28 protein-coding genes and 2 pseudogenes are annotated in these 18,117 nt (G+C 66.4%); 27 read left to right on the top strand and 3 right to left on the bottom strand.

All coding sequences use genetic code 11. The features are described from left to right. The 25 genes and pseudogenes from rplB to B3E43_RS12820 form a co-directional block, all read left to right on the top strand. A pseudogene (gene rplB, locus B3E43_RS12940) lies at positions 1 to 150 on the top strand (50S ribosomal protein L2); the annotation flags it as partial. Positions 151 to 152: 2 nt separating this feature from the next. Next, a complete protein-coding gene (gene rpsS, locus B3E43_RS12935; RefSeq protein ID WP_284223195.1) occupies positions 153 to 431 on the top strand; it encodes a 30S ribosomal protein S19 in 279 nt (92 codons plus the stop codon). 3 nt (positions 432 to 434) lie between these two features. Continuing rightward, positions 435 to 815, top strand: coding sequence for a 50S ribosomal protein L22 (rplV, locus tag B3E43_RS12930; RefSeq protein ID WP_056450358.1), 381 nt, complete (start codon positions 435 to 437; stop codon positions 813 to 815). Beyond that, entirely contained in the window at positions 815 to 1,570 is a 756-nt protein-coding gene (gene rpsC / locus B3E43_RS12925; RefSeq protein WP_284223196.1) for a 30S ribosomal protein S3, read from the top strand. The genes rplV and rpsC overlap by 1 nt, the downstream gene beginning before the upstream one ends. 3 nt (positions 1,571 to 1,573) lie before the next feature. After that, positions 1,574 to 2,017, top strand: a complete 444-nt coding sequence (gene rplP / locus B3E43_RS12920) for a 50S ribosomal protein L16 (RefSeq protein ID WP_292030138.1) — start codon at positions 1,574 to 1,576, stop codon at positions 2,015 to 2,017. Next, positions 2,014 to 2,211 (top strand): 50S ribosomal protein L29, encoded by a 198-nt coding sequence (rpmC, locus tag B3E43_RS12915; RefSeq protein ID WP_292030136.1) that lies wholly within the window; start codon positions 2,014 to 2,016, stop codon positions 2,209 to 2,211. The genes rplP and rpmC overlap by 4 nt, the downstream gene beginning before the upstream one ends. A 10-nt stretch (positions 2,212 to 2,221) precedes the next feature. Beyond that, positions 2,222 to 2,470 (top strand): 30S ribosomal protein S17, encoded by a 249-nt coding sequence (gene rpsQ / locus B3E43_RS12910; RefSeq protein ID WP_055832150.1) that lies wholly within the window; start codon positions 2,222 to 2,224, stop codon positions 2,468 to 2,470. Between the two features lie 18 nt (positions 2,471 to 2,488). Further along, positions 2,489 to 2,857: a 50S ribosomal protein L14 gene (gene rplN, locus B3E43_RS12905; protein ID WP_055832151.1), complete on the top strand. Its 369-nt coding sequence runs from the start codon at positions 2,489 to 2,491 to the stop codon at positions 2,855 to 2,857. A gap of 2 nt (positions 2,858 to 2,859) precedes the next feature. Next, positions 2,860 to 3,168, top strand: coding sequence for a 50S ribosomal protein L24 (rplX, locus tag B3E43_RS12900; RefSeq protein WP_055832153.1), 309 nt, complete (start codon positions 2,860 to 2,862; stop codon positions 3,166 to 3,168). Beyond that, entirely contained in the window at positions 3,168 to 3,728 is a 561-nt protein-coding gene (gene rplE, locus B3E43_RS12895; protein ID WP_292030132.1) for a 50S ribosomal protein L5, read from the top strand. Before rplX ends, rplE begins: the two co-directional genes overlap by 1 nt. Positions 3,729 to 3,747: 19 nt before the next feature. Continuing rightward, positions 3,748 to 4,053 (top strand): 30S ribosomal protein S14, encoded by a 306-nt coding sequence (gene rpsN / locus B3E43_RS12890; protein ID WP_056615252.1) that lies wholly within the window; start codon positions 3,748 to 3,750, stop codon positions 4,051 to 4,053. Between the two features lie 14 nt (positions 4,054 to 4,067). Next, complete coding sequence (rpsH, locus tag B3E43_RS12885; RefSeq protein WP_292030131.1) at positions 4,068 to 4,466, top strand: 30S ribosomal protein S8; 399 nt, start codon at positions 4,068 to 4,070, stop codon at positions 4,464 to 4,466. A 1-nt stretch (position 4,467) separates the two neighbouring features. After that, the gene (gene rplF / locus B3E43_RS12880; RefSeq protein ID WP_292030128.1) at positions 4,468 to 5,001 is read left to right on the top strand and encodes a 50S ribosomal protein L6; all 534 of its coding nucleotides are present in this window, start codon (positions 4,468 to 4,470) and stop codon (positions 4,999 to 5,001) included. Positions 5,002 to 5,004: 3 nt separating this feature from the next. After that, positions 5,005 to 5,367 (top strand): 50S ribosomal protein L18, encoded by a 363-nt coding sequence (gene rplR / locus B3E43_RS12875; protein ID WP_292030126.1) that lies wholly within the window; start codon positions 5,005 to 5,007, stop codon positions 5,365 to 5,367. Between the two features lie 12 nt (positions 5,368 to 5,379). Next, the gene (gene rpsE / locus B3E43_RS12870) at positions 5,380 to 5,997 is read left to right on the top strand and encodes a 30S ribosomal protein S5 (protein WP_292030124.1); all 618 of its coding nucleotides are present in this window, start codon (positions 5,380 to 5,382) and stop codon (positions 5,995 to 5,997) included. Positions 5,998 to 5,999: 2 nt separating this feature from the next. Beyond that, complete coding sequence (gene rpmD / locus B3E43_RS12865) at positions 6,000 to 6,197, top strand: 50S ribosomal protein L30 (RefSeq protein ID WP_056615260.1); 198 nt, start codon at positions 6,000 to 6,002, stop codon at positions 6,195 to 6,197. A gap of 149 nt (positions 6,198 to 6,346) precedes the next feature. After that, positions 6,347 to 6,787: pseudogene (gene rplO / locus B3E43_RS12860) on the top strand (50S ribosomal protein L15); the annotation flags it as partial. Between the two features lie 257 nt (positions 6,788 to 7,044). Then, positions 7,045 to 8,436: a preprotein translocase subunit SecY gene (secY, locus tag B3E43_RS12855; protein ID WP_292030120.1), complete on the top strand. Its 1,392-nt coding sequence runs from the start codon at positions 7,045 to 7,047 to the stop codon at positions 8,434 to 8,436. 22 nt (positions 8,437 to 8,458) lie between these two features. Continuing rightward, positions 8,459 to 9,031 carry an adenylate kinase gene (locus tag B3E43_RS12850; RefSeq protein WP_292030118.1) on the top strand — a complete coding sequence of 191 codons (573 nt, stop codon included), beginning with the start codon at positions 8,459 to 8,461 and terminating at the stop codon, positions 9,029 to 9,031. A 58-nt stretch (positions 9,032 to 9,089) separates the two neighbouring features. Further along, positions 9,090 to 9,815 (top strand): energy transducer TonB, encoded by a 726-nt coding sequence (locus B3E43_RS12845; protein ID WP_292030116.1) that lies wholly within the window; start codon positions 9,090 to 9,092, stop codon positions 9,813 to 9,815. Positions 9,816 to 9,954: 139 nt separating this feature from the next. Continuing rightward, on the top strand, positions 9,955 to 10,323 hold the full coding sequence (rpsM, locus tag B3E43_RS12840) for a 30S ribosomal protein S13 (protein ID WP_292030114.1): 369 nt from the start codon (positions 9,955 to 9,957) through the stop codon (positions 10,321 to 10,323). 9 nt (positions 10,324 to 10,332) lie between these two features. Continuing rightward, positions 10,333 to 10,722: a 30S ribosomal protein S11 gene (rpsK, locus tag B3E43_RS12835; protein ID WP_013268944.1), complete on the top strand. Its 390-nt coding sequence runs from the start codon at positions 10,333 to 10,335 to the stop codon at positions 10,720 to 10,722. Between the two features lie 87 nt (positions 10,723 to 10,809). Then, the gene (locus tag B3E43_RS12830) at positions 10,810 to 11,829 is read left to right on the top strand and encodes a DNA-directed RNA polymerase subunit alpha (RefSeq protein ID WP_292030112.1); all 1,020 of its coding nucleotides are present in this window, start codon (positions 10,810 to 10,812) and stop codon (positions 11,827 to 11,829) included. Positions 11,830 to 11,931: 102 nt separating this feature from the next. Beyond that, positions 11,932 to 12,351 carry a 50S ribosomal protein L17 gene (gene rplQ, locus B3E43_RS12825; protein WP_292030110.1) on the top strand — a complete coding sequence of 140 codons (420 nt, stop codon included), beginning with the start codon at positions 11,932 to 11,934 and terminating at the stop codon, positions 12,349 to 12,351. Positions 12,352 to 12,453: 102 nt separating this feature from the next. Then, positions 12,454 to 12,927 (top strand): GNAT family N-acetyltransferase, encoded by a 474-nt coding sequence (locus B3E43_RS12820; protein ID WP_292030109.1) that lies wholly within the window; start codon positions 12,454 to 12,456, stop codon positions 12,925 to 12,927. A 3-nt stretch (positions 12,928 to 12,930) separates the two neighbouring features. Here the strand turns inward: B3E43_RS12820 and B3E43_RS12815 are convergent, their stop codons facing one another. Both B3E43_RS12815 and B3E43_RS12810 read right to left on the bottom strand, forming a co-directional pair. Next, entirely contained in the window at positions 12,931 to 13,803 is an 873-nt protein-coding gene (locus B3E43_RS12815; protein WP_292030107.1) for a hypothetical protein, read from the bottom strand. Continuing rightward, positions 13,793 to 14,719 carry an ABC transporter ATP-binding protein gene (locus tag B3E43_RS12810; protein ID WP_292030105.1) on the bottom strand — a complete coding sequence of 309 codons (927 nt, stop codon included), beginning with the start codon at positions 14,717 to 14,719 and terminating at the stop codon, positions 13,793 to 13,795. Before B3E43_RS12810 ends, B3E43_RS12815 begins: the two co-directional genes overlap by 11 nt. A gap of 131 nt (positions 14,720 to 14,850) precedes the next feature. Here B3E43_RS12810 and B3E43_RS12805 point away from each other — a divergent pair, with 131 nt between their 5' ends. After that, positions 14,851 to 16,185, top strand: coding sequence for a TCR/Tet family MFS transporter (locus B3E43_RS12805; protein ID WP_292030103.1), 1,335 nt, complete (start codon positions 14,851 to 14,853; stop codon positions 16,183 to 16,185). Between the two features lie 61 nt (positions 16,186 to 16,246). Continuing rightward, positions 16,247 to 17,635 carry a trypsin-like peptidase domain-containing protein gene (locus B3E43_RS12800; RefSeq protein ID WP_292030102.1) on the top strand — a complete coding sequence of 463 codons (1,389 nt, stop codon included), beginning with the start codon at positions 16,247 to 16,249 and terminating at the stop codon, positions 17,633 to 17,635. Here the strand turns inward: B3E43_RS12800 and B3E43_RS12795 are convergent. Continuing rightward, positions 17,632 to 18,054 carry a VOC family protein gene (locus B3E43_RS12795; RefSeq protein WP_292030101.1) on the bottom strand — a complete coding sequence of 141 codons (423 nt, stop codon included), beginning with the start codon at positions 18,052 to 18,054 and terminating at the stop codon, positions 17,632 to 17,634. The two genes, B3E43_RS12800 and B3E43_RS12795, sit on opposite strands and share 4 nt — an antisense overlap. Between the last annotated feature and the right edge of the window lie 63 nt (positions 18,055 to 18,117).

Raw genomic sequence — 18,117 nt, 5'->3', positions numbered from 1 at the left:
CACCCGCACGGTGGTGGTGAAGGCCGGACCTCTGGTGGTCGCACCCCGGTTACGCCGTGGGGCAAGGACACCAAGGGCACCCGCACCCGCAAGAACAAGGCGACGGACAAGTTCATCATCCGTACCCGCCACGTTAAGAAGGCTCGCTAAGAATGGCTCGCTCCTCCTGGAAAGGCCCGTTTGTCGACGGGTATCTGCTCAAGAAGGCCGACGCCGTTTCGACGTCGGGCCGCAAGGACGTGATCAAGACCTGGTCGCGCCGCTCCACCATCCTGCCGCAGTTTGTCGGCCTGACCTTCGGCGTCCACAACGGCCTCAAGCATGTGCCGGTGTCGGTCTCCGAGGAAATGGTCGGCATGAAGCTCGGCGAGTTCGCCCCGACCCGGAACTTCCCGGGCCACGCGGCGGACAAGAAGGCCAAAAGGAAGTAACTGATGGCCCAGACAAAAAACCCCCGTCGGGTCGCCCCGACCGAAGCGCGCGCCAAGCTGGTGAACGTCCGGATCAGCCCTCAGAAGCTGAACCTGGTCGCCCAGTCGATCCGCGGCCTGCCGGTGCAGAAGGCGCTGAACGAGCTGGAATTCAGCCGCAAGCGCATCGCCACCGACGTCCGCAAGGTGCTGTATTCGGCCGTGTCGAACGCCGAGAACAACCACAACCTCGACATCGACAACCTGGTCGTCGCCGAGGCCTTCGTGGGCAAGAACCTGGTGATGAAGCGTTTCGCGAGCCGTGCTCGTGGCCGCTCGTCGCGCATCCTGAAACCTTTCGCGGAGATCACCATCGTGGTCCGCGAAGCCGGTGAGGCCGCCTGATGGGTCAGAAAGTCAATCCGATCGGTCTGCGCCTCGGCGTCAACCGTACGTGGGACAGCCGCTGGTTCGCCCGCGGCGCCGAATACGCCAAGCTGCTGCACCAGGACCTCAAGCTGCGCACGTGGCTGAAGGAACGCCTGAACGCCGCCGGCGTGTCGCGCATCATCATCGAGCGTCCGCACAAGAAGTGCCGCGTGACGATCTACGCCGCCCGTCCGGGTGTCGTGATCGGCAAGAAGGGCGCTGACATCGAGAAGCTCCGCAAGGACATCTCGGCGCGCACCGAGGGTGAAGTTCACCTGAACATCGTCGAAGTGCGCAAGCCCGAGACGGACGCCCAGCTGATCGCCGAGAACATCGCGCAGCAGCTGGAACGCCGGATCGCCTTCCGCCGCGCCATGAAGCGTTCGATGCAGTCGGCCATGCGTCTCGGCGCCAAGGGCGTCCGCATCAACGTGTCGGGCCGCCTCGGCGGCGCGGAAATCGCGCGGATGGAATGGTATCGCGAAGGCCGTGTGCCGCTGCACACCCTGCGCGCCGACATCGACTACGGCTTCATCCAGGCCAAGACGACCTACGGCATCATCGGTGTCAAAGTCTGGGTCTTCAAGGGTGAGGTGCTCGAGCACGATCCGATGGCCCAGGACAAACGCTGGGCTGCCGAGGCTGCTGGTCCGTCGTCCAACGAAGGCCGTGAACGCGGCGGTCCCCGTGGTGATCGTGGTCCGCGCCGCGACCGGGCACGTGAGAGCTAAGTCATGCTGCAACCGAAGAAAACCAAGTACCGCAAGGCCTTCAAGGGCCGCATCCACGGCGCCGCCAAGGGCGGCTTCTCGCTGAACTTCGGGTCCTATGGCCTGAAGACGGTGGAGCCGGAACGCATCACTGCGCGTCAGATCGAGGCGGCCCGCCGCGCGATCACCCGCCAGATGAAGCGTCAGGGCCGCGTCTGGATCCGCGTGTTCCCCGACCTGCCCGTCACGGGCAAGCCGGCCGAAGTCCGCATGGGCAAGGGCAAGGGCGCCGTGGATCACTGGGCGGCGCGCTGCCACCCGGGCCGGATCCTGTTTGAAATCGACGGCGTGCCGGACGACATCGCCCGTGAGGCCCTGCGTCTCGGCGCCGCCAAGCTGCCGGTCCGTACGAAGGTGGTCACCCGCCTCGACGCCGGCGTCTCGCATGTGGAGCACGCAGGCGCATGACCAAGATCGCCGATCTCCGGGCCAAGACGCCCGACCAGCTGTCCGACGAGCTTCTTTCGCTCAAGAAGGAACAGTTCAACCTGCGCTTCCAGGCCGCCACCGGCCAGATGGAAAAGACCCACCGGGTCTCTGAAGTGCGCAAGGACATCGCCCGCATTTCCACGCTCCTGCGTGCAAATCGCGCAGCGGTTTAAGGAAACGAAGATGCCCAAACGAGTTCTCGAAGGCGTGGTCGTCTCCGACAAGGGCGACAAGACTGTCGTCGTCGTCGTCCAACGCACGCTGCTGCACCCGGTCCTGAAAAAGATCGTGCGCCTGTCCAAGAAGTATCACGCTCACGACGAAGCCAACGCCCTCAAGGTGGGTGATCAGGCCCGCATCATCGAGTGCGCCCCCAAGTCCAAGCTGAAGCGCTGGGAAGTCCTGTCGGACTCCTCGGCCTCGGCCTCGTAATCAGAAAGATCTGATCAAATGATCCAGATGCAAACTAACCTGGAGGTAGCCGACAATTCGGGTGCTCGCCGGGTCATGTGCATCAAGGTGTTGGGCGGCTCCAAGCGCCGCTACGCCTCGGTGGGCGACACGATTGTCGCTTCGGTGAAGGAAGCCATTCCTCGCGGCCGCGTGAAGAAGGGCGACGTCGTGCGCGCCATCGTCGTGCGCACCGCCAAGGACATCATGCGCAAGGACGGCTCTGTCATTCGCTTCGACAAGTCGGCCGCCGTCATCGTCAACAAGCAGAACGAGCCCGTCGGCACGCGGATCTTCGGCCCGGTTCCCCGCGAACTGCGCGCCAAGAACCACATGAAGATCATCTCTCTGGCTCCGGAGGTCCTGTAGTCATGGCCGCCAAGATCAAGACCGGCGACAACGTCGTGGTGCTCACGGGCAAGGACAAGGGCCGCACCGGCAAGGTGACCAAGGTCCTGCCCGCCACCAACCGCGTCATGGTGCAGGGGATCAACATGGTCCAGCGCCACACCCGCCCGACCCAGGCCGACCCCCAGGGCGGCATCAAGAACAAGGAAGCGTCGCTTCACCTGTCGAACGTCGCGATCGCCGACGCCAACGGCAAGGCGGCCCGCGTCGGCTTCCGCATGGAAGGCGACAAGAAGGTCCGCTTCGCCAAGACGACGGGAGACGTCATCTAATGGCCGACACCAAATATACCCCGCGCCTCAAGAGCGAGTACAACGACCGCATCAAGGGCGTGCTGACCGAGAAGTTCGGCTACACCAACCCGATGCAGATGCCCAAGCTGGACAAGATCGTCCTCAACATGGGCATCGGTGAAGCTGTCGCCGACTCCAAGAAGGCCACCGCGGCCCTCAAGGATCTGGCCGCCATCGCCGGTCAGAAGCCCGTCGCCACCAAGGCCCGTAACTCCATCGCCGGCTTCAAGCTGCGTGAAGGCATGGTCATCGGCGGCAAGGTCACGCTGCGCGGCGACCAGATGTACGAGTTCCTCGACCGCCTGATCACGATCGCGCTGCCGCGCGTGAAGGATTTCCGCGGCCTGAAGCCGACCTCGTTCGACGGTCGCGGCAACTACGCCATGGGCCTCAAGGAACACATCGTGTTCCCCGAGATCAACTACGACCAGATCGACCAGATGTGGGGCATGGACATCATCGTCTGCACCACGGCCAAGACCGATGACGAAGCACGCGCGCTTCTCACCGAGTTCAAGTTCCCGTTCGTGACGAACTGAGCGGGAAGGGAAAGAAACCATGGCTAAGAAAAGCGCCGTAAACCGCAACGAGATGGTCAAGGCCCTCGTCGCGAAATACGCCGACAAGCGGGCCGCCCTGAAGGCGACCGCCAACGATGAATCCCTGCCGCTCGAGGAGCGTTTCGAAGCGCGCCTCAAGCTGGCCAAGCTGCCGCGCAACTCGGCCGCCAACCGGATTCGTAACCGCTGCGAAGTGACGGGCCGTCCGCGGGCCTTCTATCGCAAGCTCAAGATGAGCCGTATCGCGCTTCGTGAACTCGGCAACCTGGGTCAGATCCCGGGTCTGACCAAGTCGAGCTGGTAAGGGGAGCGACAGACATGATGATCAACGATCCCCTGAGCGACATGATCGCTCGCATCCGGAACGCGCACATGCGTAAGCGTTCCAAGGTGCTCACCCCGGCTTCCCGCCTGCGCCAGCGCGTCCTCGACGTGCTGCAGGACGAAGGCTACATCCGCGGCTATGCGCTGGTTCAGAACCCCGGCGAGTTCCCGCAGTTCGAGATCGAGCTCAAGTACTTCGACGGCCAGCCGGTCATCGCCGAGATCGCCCGCGTGTCCAAGCCGGGCCGCCGCGTCTACTCCGCGATCTCCGACCTGAAGCCGATCAAGAACGGCCTCGGCATCTCGATCCTCTCCACGTCCAAGGGCGTCATGTCGGACACCGCGGCTCGCGAAGCCAAGGTGGGCGGCGAAGTCCTCTGCAGGGTCTACTAAGATGTCCCGTATCGGAAAACGCACCATTGAAGTGCCGAAGGGCGTGACCGTCACGCTCGACGGCCAGACGGTCACCGTGAAGGGTCCCAAGGGCGAGCGCTCCTGGACCGTCGCCGAAGAGATCGAAGTCGCCCAGGGCGACGACGGCCTGAACCTGACCATGCGCGAGGACAACCAGCGTTCGCGGGCCATGTGGGGCCTGTCGCGCACCCTGGTCGACAACATGGTCGTCGGCGTCACCACGGGCTTTGAAAAGAGCCTGGATCTGGTCGGCGTGGGCTATCGCGCCGCGATGAAGGGCAACGCCCTGTCGCTGCAGCTCGGCTTCTCGCACGACGTCGACATCCAGCCGCCTGCCGGCGTCACCTTCGCGGTGCCCAAGCAGACGGAAATCAAGATCACCGGCGCCGACAAGCAGGCCGTGGGTCAGATCGCCGCCGTCATCCGCAAGCTGCGTCCGCCGGAGCCCTACAAGGGCAAGGGCGTCCGCTACACGGGCGAAAAGGTCCGGCGCAAGGAAGGCAAGAAGAAGTAGGTCATGGCTCTCTCTCTTCGACAACAAGCCCAGCGCCGCACCGAGCGCACTCGCCGCCGCCTGAAGGCTGTCGCCAACGGACGCCTGCGTCTGTCGGTGCACCGTTCGGACAAGAACATCTCGGCCCAGATCATCGACGACCTGAACGGCGTCACGATCGCCGCCGCTTCCTCGCTGGAAGGCGAGAAGGGCAAGAAGGTCAAGGGTTCCGACGTGGCGGCCGCCGCCCTGATCGGCAAACTGATCGCCGAGCGCGCCATCGAGAAGGGCGTCAAGGACGTCGTCTTCGATCGCGGCGGTTACATCTATCACGGACGGGTGAAGGCGCTGGCGGAAGCCGCGCGTGAAGCCGGCCTGAATTTCTAAGGGACGCGACAGATGGCGCAAACACCCCAACGCGGCGGCGGCGGCAACGATCGCAACCGTCGTGACAACCGCAACGCTCCTGTCGAGGGTCCGGATTCGGACATCGTCGAGAAGCTGGTGCACATCAACCGCGTCGCGGCCACGGTCAAAGGCGGCCGCCGGTTCTCGTTCGCGGCCCTGATGGTCGTCGGCGACGGCAAGGGCCGCGTCGGCTTCGGTCACGGCAAGGCACGCGAAGTGCCGGAAGCCATCCGCAAGGCGACCGAAGAAGCCAAGAAGACCATGATCCGCGTTCCGCTCCGCGAGAACCGCACCCTGCACCACGACGGCGCTGGCCGTTGGGGCGCCGGCAAGATCATGATGCGCGCCGCCCCTCCCGGGACCGGCGTCATCGCGGGCGGTCCGATGCGCGCCGTGCTCGAAACCCTCGGCGTCCAGGACGTCGTGGGCAAGTCGACCGGTTCATCGAACCCCTACAACATGATCCGCGCCACGTTCGAGGCCCTCAAGGTCCAGTCGTCGCCCCGTCAGGTCGCGTCCAAGCGCGGCAAGAAGGTCGCCGATCTGATGGGTCGTCGCAACGACGGCGCCTCGGCTCCGGAAGCGGCGCCTGAAGCCCAGGAAGCCTGACCATGGCCAAGACCGAATCCAAAGCCACCGTCACGGTCCGTCAGACCGGCAGCCCGATCCGCCGCAAGTCGGACCAGCGCGCCACCCTGATGGGTCTGGGTCTCAACCGCATGGGCCGCGAGTCCACGCTGGAAGACACCCCCTCGGTTCGCGGCATGATCGCCAAGGTCGCCCACCTGACCGAGATCGTAGAGAAGTAAGGGATTAGGGATGAGGGATTAGGGATTAAGGAAGGGCGTCAATGCTCGACCCAGCGACCCTCATCCCTAATCCCTAGTCCCTCATCCCTTTTCAAACATCGCCGAGTCCGCTTCCACCGCGGGCGCTAGCACCCGAAAGGATCAGGCACATGAAACTGAACGAAATTCGCGACAACGAAGGCGCCCACAAGAAGCGCATGCGCGTCGGCCGCGGCCCGGGTTCGGGCAAGGGCAAGACCGCCGGTCGCGGCGTCAAGGGTCAGAAGTCGCGTTCGGGCGTCGCCATCGGCGGCTTCGAAGGCGGCCAGATGCCGCTGTACATGCGGATGCCCAAGCGCGGCTTCAACAACGCCAACGCCCTCAAGCTGGCCGAAGTGAACCTGTGGCGCCTGCAGGACGCCATCGACGCCAAGAAGCTGGACATCAAGGGCGAGATCAAGGGCGACGCCCTGGTCGCCGCCGGCGTGATCCGTCGCGTCAAGGACGGCGTCCGCATCCTGGGCACCGGCGAGATCAAGTCCAAGCTGAACCTGGTCGTCTGGTCGGCCTCGGCCGGCGCCGTCAAGGCGATCGAAGCCGCTGGCGGCACCGTCGTGCAGGAGCGCATCGCTGCTGAAGCCAAGGCCGCCGCGCGCATCGAGAAGCGCAACGCCGCCAAGGGCAAGGTTCCGGCTGCCAAGGCTCCCCGTGGCGACGCCAACAAGATCTCGGCGCGCACCACTCGGACCGCCGCCAAGAAATAAGCTTGAAGGGCGCCCTCGCTAAGCGGGCGCCCTTCGCCTATCTGGACGCTGGCGCCGGATTCAGGTCCGATGCGCCGTGTTCTGACCAGTCGGGGTGACGACATATGGCTTCGGCCGCCGAACAACTCGCAGCAAACATGAACATGGGCTCGTTCGCCAAGGCGACCGAGCTGCACAAACGTCTGCTGTTCACGCTCCTGGCGCTGCTGATCTACCGCATCGGCACCTATGTGCCGGTTCCGGGGATCAACTCGGAAGCCTTCCTGGCCTTCTTCCAGAATCCCGACAGCCAGCGCGGCGTGCTGGACATGGTCAACATGTTCTCGGGCGGCGCCGTTGAGCGGTTCGCCGTCTTCGCCCTGAACGTGATGCCCTACATCTCGGCGTCGATCATCGTCCAGCTGATGGGCGCGGTCTATCCGCCGTGGGAGAAGCTGAAGAAGGAAGGCGGCGAGAGCGGCCGCAAACAGCTGAACCAGTACACCCGCTATCTGACCGTGGTGCTGGCCCTGTTCCAGTCGACCGGCATCGCCTTCGGCCTGAACGCCCAGCCCAATCTGATCGACGAGCCGGGCCTGTTCTTCATCGTCTCAACCATCACCGTCCTGACCGGCGGCACCATGTTCCTGATGTGGCTCGGCGAGCAGGTGACGGCGCGCGGCGTCGGCAACGGCATCTCCCTGATCATCTTCGCCGGCATCGTCGCCGTCCTGCCGGGCACCGTGGCTCGTATGTTCGGCCTGGCCCAGCAGGGCCAGATCTCGGCCTTCACCCTGCTGTTCTTCGCCGCCATGGCGATCGGCGTGGTGGTCTTCATCGTCTTCATGGAGCGGGCCCAGCGCCGGCTGCTGATCCAGTATCCCAAACGCCAGGAAGGCAACCGGATGGCCGGCGGCGAGCGCTCGTTCCTGCCGCTGAAGGTCAACACCGCCGGCGTCATCCCGCCGATCTTCGCCTCGTCGCTGCTGATGCTGCCGACCACGGTGGCGCAGATGACTGCGAACGCCGACCTTCCGTCGTGGATGGGCTGGCTGCCGCTGGTGACCGCACAGATGCAGCACGGCCAGCCCGTGTTCATGCTGCTGTACGGCGCGCTGATCGTCTTCTTCTGCTTCTTCTACACCTCGATCACCTTCAACCCCGAGGACACGGCCGAGAACCTGCGCAAATACGGCGGCTTCCTGCCGGGCATCCGTCCGGGCAAGCGTACGGCGGAATATCTGGACTATGTCCTGACCCGTCTGACGGTGATCGGCGCGGCCTACATCACGGCGGTCTGCCTGCTGCCCGAATTGATGATGGCCAACTCCGGCATGGGAACGGCGGTTATCGGGGGCACCTCGATCCTGATCGTGGTCTCCGTCACCATGGACACGGTGGCGCAGATCCAGTCCCAGCTGCTGGCCCACCAGTACGAAGGCCTGATCAAGAAGGCCAAGCTGCGCGGTCGCGGCAAGACCCCCGGCAAGGGCGTCACCGCCCCCGCCCGGCGCTAGAGCCGGTCGGGGAGGGGCGGCGATGAACCTGATCCTGTTCGGACCGCCCGCGGCGGGCAAGGGCACCCAGGCCAAACGGCTGGTTGAGGCCCGCGGCATGGTCCAGCTGTCGACCGGCGACATGCTCCGCGAGGCCATCGCTTCGGGATCCGAGCTGGGTCGTGAGTGCCAGGCCATCATGTCGCGCGGCGACCTGGTGTCCGACGCCATCGTCATCGCCCTGATCGAGGCCCGGCTGAAAGAGGCCGGGGATGCCGGCGGCGCCATCTTCGACGGCTTCCCCCGCACCGTGGCCCAGGCCGTCGCGCTGGACGAGATGCTGGCCAAGCTCGGCAGGAAGATCGACCATGTCATCCGGCTGAAGGTCGATGACGCCGCCCTGCTGGACCGTGTGGCCGTGCGCTTCGCAGACCAGGGCCGCCCTGACGACAATCCGGACAGTTTCAAGGTCCGGCTGGACGCCTACAACCGCAACACCGCGCCCCTGCTGCCCTACTATGGCGACAAGGGCCTTCTGAGCGAGATCGACGGCATGGGCGCCATCGCGACCGTTGCCGCCGCCATCGACGCGGTGCTGGACGGCCCGGCCGCCTGAACCGGACCTGACCGATCCGGTGTCCCGCGCGTTCAGTCGGGCGTGATAGGATCGGCCCGTGAAATCTGAAGCCCCACTGTTGACCCGGGACCGGCTGCGCAAGCTGGGCTTCGTCGTGGTCGTCACCGCGGCGCATCTGGGCTTGTTCGGCATCATGGCGCGCGCCGATCCGCCAGCCGCCCTGCCTGACCCGGCGCCGCCGATGAGCGTCTTCCTGTTCCGCCCGCCACCTCCGCCGCCTCCGCCTCCGCCCGCCCCGCCGGCTGCTATCCGGGGCGGCGGAGCTCCCGCGGCGCCGTCGCGCGTCCATGTCACGCCCAGACCGCCCGAACGTCCGCCTGAACTGGTCGCGCCTCCGACGCCGGCGCCGGAACCGGCGCTGATCATTGGAGCGGCCCCGATCGCGGGCCCGACTCCGGGCATGGGGCAGGGGGGAACCGGCGCCGGGACCGGAACGGGCGATGGCGACGGGGACGGCCCCGGTTCCGGTGGCGCCGGACCGATGATCCTGCGTCCGGCCACCTCGGCCGAGATCCAGTCGGTGGCGCCGCCCCCGGTCCGGGGCGTCCGCCGCCCGCCGGGCCGGGTGGTGGTCAACTGCGTCATCCGCATCGATCAGCGGCTCGACGACTGCCGGATCGTCGAGGAGACGCCGCGTGGCTTCGGATTCGGCGAGCAGGCGCTGAGGGCTACGGCCTTCTTCCGCTATCGCCCGCCCATGACGGCCTCGGGCCGGCCGATCGCAGGCCAGCGGGTCACCACCTTCGTCAGCATGGGCCGCTAGCACAGGCCGGAAGGCCCGCTAACCCGTTGACGAGCGGTGAATCCCCTGTATAAGGCGCGCTTCCGCGAAGGACGTCGGCGCTCCTGGTCTGTTGACCGGAGCGTTTGTTGCGTCCGTCAACGCGTATCTGGAGAGCTTCGTGGCCCGTATCGCTGGTGTCAACATCCCGACCAACAAGCGCGTAGAGATCGCGCTGCAGTACATCCATGGCATCGGCGCCCACGCCGCCAAGGAAATCACCTCGAAGGTCGGTATTGATTCCGCCCGCCGGGTGAACCAGCTGACCGACGCTGAAGTGCTGCAGATCCGCGAAACCATCGACCGCGATCACACCGTCGAGGGCGACCTGCGCCGCGAGACGTCCATGAACATCAAGCGTCTGATGGACCTGGCCTGCTACCGCGGCCTGCGTCACCGCAAGGGCCTGCCGGTCCGCGGCCAGCGCACCCACACCAACGCCCGCACCCGCAAGGGTCCCGCCAAGCCGATCGCCGGCAAGAAGAAGTAAGACAGACACATGGCCAAGGAACCGGGTCGCGTAAAGAAGCGCGAGCGCAAGAACATCACCTCGGGCGTCGCCCACGTGAATGCGTCCTTCAACAACACCATGATCACGATCACCGATGCCCAGGGCAACGCGATCTCGTGGTCGTCGGCCGGACACATGGGCTTCAAGGGTTCTCGCAAGTCGACCCCCTACGCCGCCCAGATGGCCGCCGAAGACGCAGGCAAGAAGGCCCAGGAACACGGCGTCAAGACGCTGGAAGTCAACGTCTCGGGTCCCGGTTCCGGCCGTGAGTCGGCCCTGCGCGCCCTGCAGTCGGTCGGCCTGACCATCACCACCATCCGCGACGTCACGCCGATGCCGCACAACGGTTGCCGTCCGCCCAAGCGCCGCCGCGTCTAAGCGAACTGCGACCGACTATCTATTCCGCCGGTCCTGGCGCGCCTGACGAGGGGCGAGGGACCGGCGCTCCGTTTTCGAGGGACACCCATGATCGAACGTAACTGGCAAGAGCTGATCCGTCCCGAGAAGCCGCAGATCGAGGCGAGCTCCGACCCGCAGCGCAAGTCGCGCCTGGTTGCAGAGCCCCTGGAACGCGGCTTCGGCGTGACGCTCGGCAACGCCCTGCGCCGCGTTCTCCTGTCGTCGCTGCAAGGCGCCGCCGTGACCGCGATCCAGATCGACGGCGTCGTCCACGAATTCTCGTCGCTGGAAGGCGTCCGGGAAGACGTCGTCGACATCGTGCTGAACATCAAGCAACTGGCGCTGCGCATGCACGCTGAAGGCCCCAAGCGCATGACCCTGCGCGCCACGGGCCCCGGCGCCGTTACGGCCGGCCAGATCGACGTCCCCTCGGACATCGAAGTGCTGAACCCCGACCACGTCATCTGTACGCTGGACGAAGGCGCTTCGGTGCGCATGGAACTGACCGTCCAGAACGGCAAGGGCTATGTCGCTTCGGAGCTGAACCGTCCGGAAGACGCCCCGATCGGCCTGATCGCCGTCGACGCCCTGTATTCGCCGGTCAAGCGCGTCGCCTATCGCGTCGAGCCGACCCGTCAGGGCCAGTCGCTGGACTATGACAAGCTGATCCTCGAGGTCGAAACCAATGGCGCCGTGTCGCCGGTGGACGCCGTGGCCTACGCCTCGCGCATCCTCCAGGACCAGCTCCAGATCTTCATCACCTTCGACGAGCCGAAGAAGGCCGTGGAAGCCGTCGACGGTAAGCCGGACCTGCCCTTCAACCCGGCCCTGCTGAAGAAGGTGGACGAGCTGGAACTGTCGGTGCGTTCGGCCAACTGCCTGAAGAACGACAACATCGTCTACATCGGCGACCTGATCCAGAAGACCGAGGGCGAAATGCTTCGCACCCCGAACTTCGGCCGCAAGTCGCTGAACGAGATCAAGGAAGTTCTCGCGACGATGGGCCTCTCGCTCGGCATGGACGTGCCGAACTGGCCGCCCGAGAATATCGAAGACCTGGCCAAGAAGTTCGACGACCAGATCTAGTTTCAACCCTCCGCCCTAGATCCTTCGGGATCGCGGAGCGGTTAGAATGTGAGAACCCCAGGTCCGGTGCTCCGGAAACCAGGGTGAGTAGGAGAGACCCCGATGCGCCACGGCGCCGCCTATCGCAAGCTCGGTCGTACGAGCGCACACCGGACCGCCATGTTCGCCAACATGGCTGCGTCGCTGATCAAGCACGAGCAGATCACGACCACGCTTCCCAAGGCGAAGGAACTGCGTCCCTTCGTCGAGAAGCTGGTCACGCTCGCCAAGAAGGGCGACCTGCACGCGCGCCGTCAGGCCATCAGCCACGTCCGTGACGTGCCGCAGGTGGGCAAACTGTTCGAAACGATCGGCCCGCGCTACGCCGACCGCAACGGCGGCTACATCCGCATCATGAAGGCCGGCTACCGTCACGGCGACAACGCCGCCATGGCCGTGATCGAGTTCGTCGATCGCGACACCGCCGCCAAGGGCCTGGACTCGGGTCCGGTCTATGCCATCGAGGGCGACGAAGAAGCGTAAGCCGCTTCTCGTCCGGGGCTTGAGAAAGGGGCGGCCGGTGCGAACCGGTCGCCCTTTTTCTTTGCCTGCTCCGCTACCAGATAGGCGTCAGGGAGGGCCTTCATGCCAGACGCCGCCGCCGTTTCCATCATCCCATACCGTCCCGACCACGCCGCAGCCTGGCGGTCGCTGAACGAGGACTGGCTGGTCGCCGGCGGCTATGCGCTGGAGGCCAAGGACCAACTCGTCCTCAGCGACCCGCAGGGCGTCATTCTCGACCGAGGCGGTCATATCTTCATCGCCGAGCGGGATGGCGCGCCCGTCGGCTGCTGCTCGCTGATGGCCATGGCCGATGGCGGCTTCGAGGTCGGCAAGATGGCCGTCACCGAGGCCGCGCGCGGCCTCAACCTCGGCTGGCGGCTGCTGGAGGCCTGCGAGGCGGCGGCGCGGGCGACCGGCGCGCCGCGCCTGTATCTGGAGACCAATGCGGCCCAGACCCACGCCATCGCCCTGTACCGCCGGTTCGGCTTCGTCGACCTGCCGGCCCAGCCGACGCCCTATGCGCGCTGCAATGTCTGGATGGAAAAGCCGCTCTGACGGCTATTCCTTCGACAGGTCCTGCTTGCGGAACCAGGCCAGGGCGCCGGCCAGGGGGGCCAAAGTCCACAGGCCGACGCTGACCCAGGCCTTGAGCACGAGGCCGTCGGGCAGGGCGCCGGCCACTTCACCGCCGGCGATCACGGCCTGGATGGCGTCGATGGACGCGCCCGGATTGACCAGCATCGACAGCCAGGCGTCGGGCATGACGCCCATGGGCCCCAGCATCTGTGGCGTGAAGAATTGGGCGACCCCGACCACCAGCGGCACGAACAGCGCCGCCAGCAGCGAGCGGGTCACCACCGCCGCCAGCATCCCCATCATGGCGAACTGGATGATGCGCAGCCATGACAGGCCGAAGAAGCCGATGAAGCGGCCCGCGGCCTCGCCGGTCAGGGCGAAGGTCAGGGTCCGTTCAAACACGGCGGCCTTGATCAGGTTCTCGAGCACGCTGCCCAGCAGCATGAAGCCCATGGCCGCCAGCGCCAGAAGCGCAACGACAGCCAGCTTGGCCAGCAGCAGGTTGACCCGGCTGTTGCGGGCGCTGATCAGCCGCCACGTCTCCCAGCGATAGTCGCCGGCGTAGAGGGTGGCCGCGCCGATCAGGACGAACAGCAGGACCAGCGGATTGGCCAGATTGCCGGCCGCCGTGACCAGGGCGTCGGCCATGTCGAGCGTCCCGCGTCCCAGCGCCGCCTTCAGCTCGGGCGGCATCTTCTCGTCGCCGAGGATCTTGGTCTCGCTGCCCTTGAGCACGAAATTGGTCAGCGCCCCGATGGCCAGGGAGATGATGGGGACGAACAGCAGGCTCCAGAACAGGGCCGTCCTGTTCTTCGACAGGCGGAAGCCTTCGGCGCGGATGGCGTCAACCAGCATGGATGGTCTCCGGCGCCTGTACGGCGCCCGTCTCGGTGAAGAAGATGGCCTCGAGGTCGGTCCCGACCCAGCGGGCCTCGCTGATGTCGACCCCGGCCTCGACCAGGGCGCGGATCAGGGCAGGGCCTTCAGCACGCGGAATGTCGGCCAGAACGCCGTCGCCGTCGCGCACGCCCTTGGCGCCCAGCACCGACAGAACCTGGTCGACCGGTCCGGCCGACAGGCGCAGGCGCTCGCCGACGGCGGTCAGTTCGCTGACCGCGCCTTCGCGCACCAGCTTGCCCTTGTTCAGGATGGCGACACGGTCGCAGACACGCTGGACCTCCAGCAGCTGGTGGCTGGCCAGAACCACGGTGAGGCCGTCGTCATTGGCGAGGCTGCGGATCAGGGCGCGCATCTCCTGGATGCCGGGGGGATCCATGCCGCTGGTCGGCTCATCCAGAATGATCAGCTCAGGCTTGCTGATCAGGGCGGCGGCGACGCCGAGGCGCTGCATCATGCCGACCGAAAAGCCGCGCACCTTGCGGTCCGCCGCCTCGGACAGCCCGACCCGCTCCAGCCAGTACGGAATGTCCGCCGTCCCGGTGATGCCGTGCTCGAGCGCCAGCCAGCGCAGGACCTGACGAGCGGTCATATAGGGGGGATAGCGCGGGGTCTCGATCATCGACCCCGTCAGCCGCATGTGGGCGATGTCGCCGACCGGCCCGTTCATGATGGTCGCCGTGCCGTCCGTCGGCCGGATCAGGCCCAGCAGGATGCGGAACAGGGTCGACTTGCCGGCCCCGTTGGGCCCCAGCACGCCATAAACCCCGCCTCGCGGAATGGTGAGGTCCAGCCCGTCGAGGGCGCGGACGGTTCCGTAGGTCTTGGTAAGCCCCAAGACGTGGATAACGGGGGTTTCAATCACGGCTGTCATGCGGGCAGCTTGGCCTTGCCCGGCGGCATCGCGCAAGGCGGCATGGCATTAAGGTTTCGCAACCTCGGCTTGCGGGACTTGGACGCAGGGTTTTCCGTCCGCTAGAAGGCGCGTCCCTTTCGGAAGACCCCATGTCCACCCTGTCCCGCCTCCGTTCCCATCGCGCCGCGCTCGCCTTCATCTTCGTGACGGCGGTGCTCGATATCGTGGCGATGGGGATCATCATCCCCGTCCTGCCGCAGCTGATCCAGCAGTTCGTGGGGTCGAACGCGCAGGCGGGCTGGATCAACGGCGTCTTCGTGGCCCTGTGGGCCGGGATGCAGTTCGTCTGCTCGCCGATCATCGGTTCGCTGTCGGACCAGTACGGCCGTCGCCCCGTCATCCTGATCAGCTGCGCCGGCCTGTCGCTCGACTATGTGCTCATGGCCGTGGCGCCGGACCTGTGGTGGCTGGCGCTCGGGCGGATCATCGCCGGCATCACTTCGTCCAGCTTCACCACCGTCTATGCCTATATGGCCGACATCACCGCGCCCGAGAAACGCGCCCGCGCCTACGGGCTGATCGGCGCGGCCTTCTCCGGCGGTTTCGTGCTGGGGCCCATTCTCGGCGGCTTCCTCGGCGAGTTCGGGCCGCGGGTGCCGTTCTGGTTCGCAGCGGGTCTGTCCGCCCTGGCCTTCTTCTATGGCCTGATCGTTCTCCCCGAGAGCCTGCCCGTCGAGAAGCGGATGAAGTTCAGCTGGAAGCGCGCCAACCCGGTCGGCGCCCTCATCCTTTTGAAACGGCACACCGAACTCAGCGGCCTCGCGGTCGTGAACTTCCTGCTCTATTTCGCCCACCACGTCTTTTCGGCGGTCTTCGTCCTCTATGCGGCCTATCGCTACGGCTGGGGCCCGAGGGAAGTCGGCCTGCTGCTGGCGCTGGTCGGCGTGCTGGACATGCTGGTGCAGGGCGTTCTGGTCGGACCGGTCGTCAAACGGCTGGGCGACCGGATGACCATGGTGCTGGGGCTGGTCGGCGGCACGCTCGGCATCGCGGCCATGGGCTGGGCGCCCGACGGCCTCTGGTTCATTGTCGCAATGCTGCCCAACGCCCTGTGGGGCCTTGCCATGCCGACCCTGCAGTCCCTGATGACGCGCCGCGTCGGCGAGGACGAACAGGGTCAGCTGCAGGGCGCGAACATGAGCGTCGCCTCGATCGCCGGCGTCATGTCGCCGCTGTTCTTCGGCTGGGTCTATTCCTTCTCCGTCGGGGACGGCGCGATAGAGACGCGCCTCTGGATCGCAGACGTCCTGGCTCCCGCGTCGGCCGGAATTCAGCTCGCCGCCGTGCGGATCCTGACCGATCCGGGTCTGGCCTTCTATCTGGCGGCCGTCGCCCTGTTGCTGGCGGCTGTGATCGGCTGGTGGGTCGGGCGTCAGGCGGAACGTCAGGAATCGGCAGCCGTTGAGGCGTCACCGACGCCTTGATACGGTCCAGAATCCGTAGCGGAATGGTCCGGCTTTCGATCTTCTGACCTATCGGATGACCATGAAAACACCTGCCGTCGCCCTCGCCGCCGTTCTGATCCTTGCCGGTCTCGGCCAATCGACCGACAGCCGGGCCCAGGACGGAGTCTTCGCGGACGACCGCGTCGTCCCCGGCGACGCCCTGGCGATGAAGTCCAGCTTCGCCCCCGTGGTGCGCACCGCAGCGCCCGCCGTGGTCAATGTCTCCGCGCGCGGCGTCCAGCAGGTGCAGGACCCCTTCTGGTCGATGTTCGGGCAGGGCCCCCGCGCGCAGCAGGTCGGTTCGGTCGGTTCCGGCGTCATCGTCCGCGCCGACGGGGTGGTGGTGACCAACTATCACGTCATCAACGGCATGCAGCAGATCAGGGTCGTGCTGAACGACCGCCGCGAGTTCGACGCCCGCATCATTCTCGCCGACGAGCGTTCGGACCTTGCCGTGCTGCAGCTGGAGGGCGTCAATGAGCGCCTGCCGACCCTGAACATCGACGACCGCGAGGAACAGCAGGTCGGCGATCTGGTGCTGGCCATCGGCAATCCGTTCGGGGTCGGCCAGACGGTGACAAACGGCATCATCTCGGCCCTGAACCGGACCGAGACGGGCATCTCCGACAGCGGCTCCTTCATCCAGACCGACGCAGCCATCAATCCGGGCAACTCCGGCGGCGCCCTGGTCGACATGGACGGCGACCTGATCGGCATCAATACGGCCATCTTCTCGCGCTCGGGTTCGTCCTCTGGCGTCGGCTTCGCCGTGCCCGCGGCGGCCGTGCGCCGGGTGGTGGATTCCGCCGTCGGCGGCGCCACCGCCGTCATCCGCCCCTGGCTGGGCGTGAAGGGTGAGACCGTCAGCGCCGACGTGGCCCGCAGCCTCGGCCTCGACCGGCCGCAGGGCCTGGTGGTCACCGAGGTCTGGCCGGACGGGCCCGGCGACCGCGCCGACCTGCGGATGGGGGACATCATCACCGCCATCGACGGCGCCGAGGTCAACAGCCAGGGCGGCCTCAACTTCCGCGTCGGCACCCGTGAGCCCAATGAGACCGTCCGGGTATCCGTGCTGCGCGACGGCCGGCCGCTGATCGTGGACGCGCGCGTGCAGCGCTTGCCGGGGAATGCGGATGTGCAGGGCGCGCTGGTGATCCAGTCGGGCGGCCTGACCGGCGCCCAGGTTCTGGCCCTGAATCCCGCCCTCGCCGACAGCCTCGGCGGCGATCCCTTCGCCACCGGCGTGGTCGTCGGCCGCGTCGCGTCCAACAGCTACGCCCGGCGAGGCGTCGGCCTCCAGACCGGCGACGTCATCATGGCCGTCAACGACCGCGCGGTGACCTCGCCGCAGCAACTCGCCAACCTGCCGCGCGGATCGCAGCTGCTGGTCGAGCGGCGCGGACAGCGCGGCGTGCTGGTGGTGCGTTAGGTCTTCTTGATCGGAGACCCAATGGACCAGGTATGGCCGAACGGGTCGCGCAGCTGGCCGTAGCGGTCGCCCCAGAACTGATCCGAAAGCGGGAACAGGGGCACGCCGCCGGCCAGGATGGCCCGGTTCCACCATTCGTCGGCGTCGTCGACCTGCAGGTGGATGGTGACCCCCTTGGGGACCATGTCCTGCTCGTGGCCATATTCGGGAAACTCGTCGTGCAGAAGGACGTCGCCGCCGTTGATCCTCAGATAGGCGTGCATCAGCCGCTCGCCGTCCTCGGCCGGCATGCGCCGCACTTCCTCGGCCCCGAAGGCGCGAGTGTAGAATTCAATTGCCGCCTGACCACCCCGCGAAGGAATGGTCAGGTGGGGGGTGACGCCCGTCGTCGGGCCCTGTGCGGTGTGGTCGTCAGCCAAGTCGCGCTCTCCTCGCTTCGCAGCCACACTAACGCGTGAAATGCGCGCCCGGAACGCCTATCT

Origin of the sequence: Brevundimonas sp. UBA2416 (assembly GCF_002343105.1) — a bacterium.
Taxonomy (GTDB): Bacteria; Pseudomonadota; Alphaproteobacteria; order Caulobacterales; family Caulobacteraceae; genus Brevundimonas.
The sequence above is the reverse complement of the archived record's forward strand: the minus strand, read 5'-3'. Positions and strand labels throughout refer to the sequence as shown.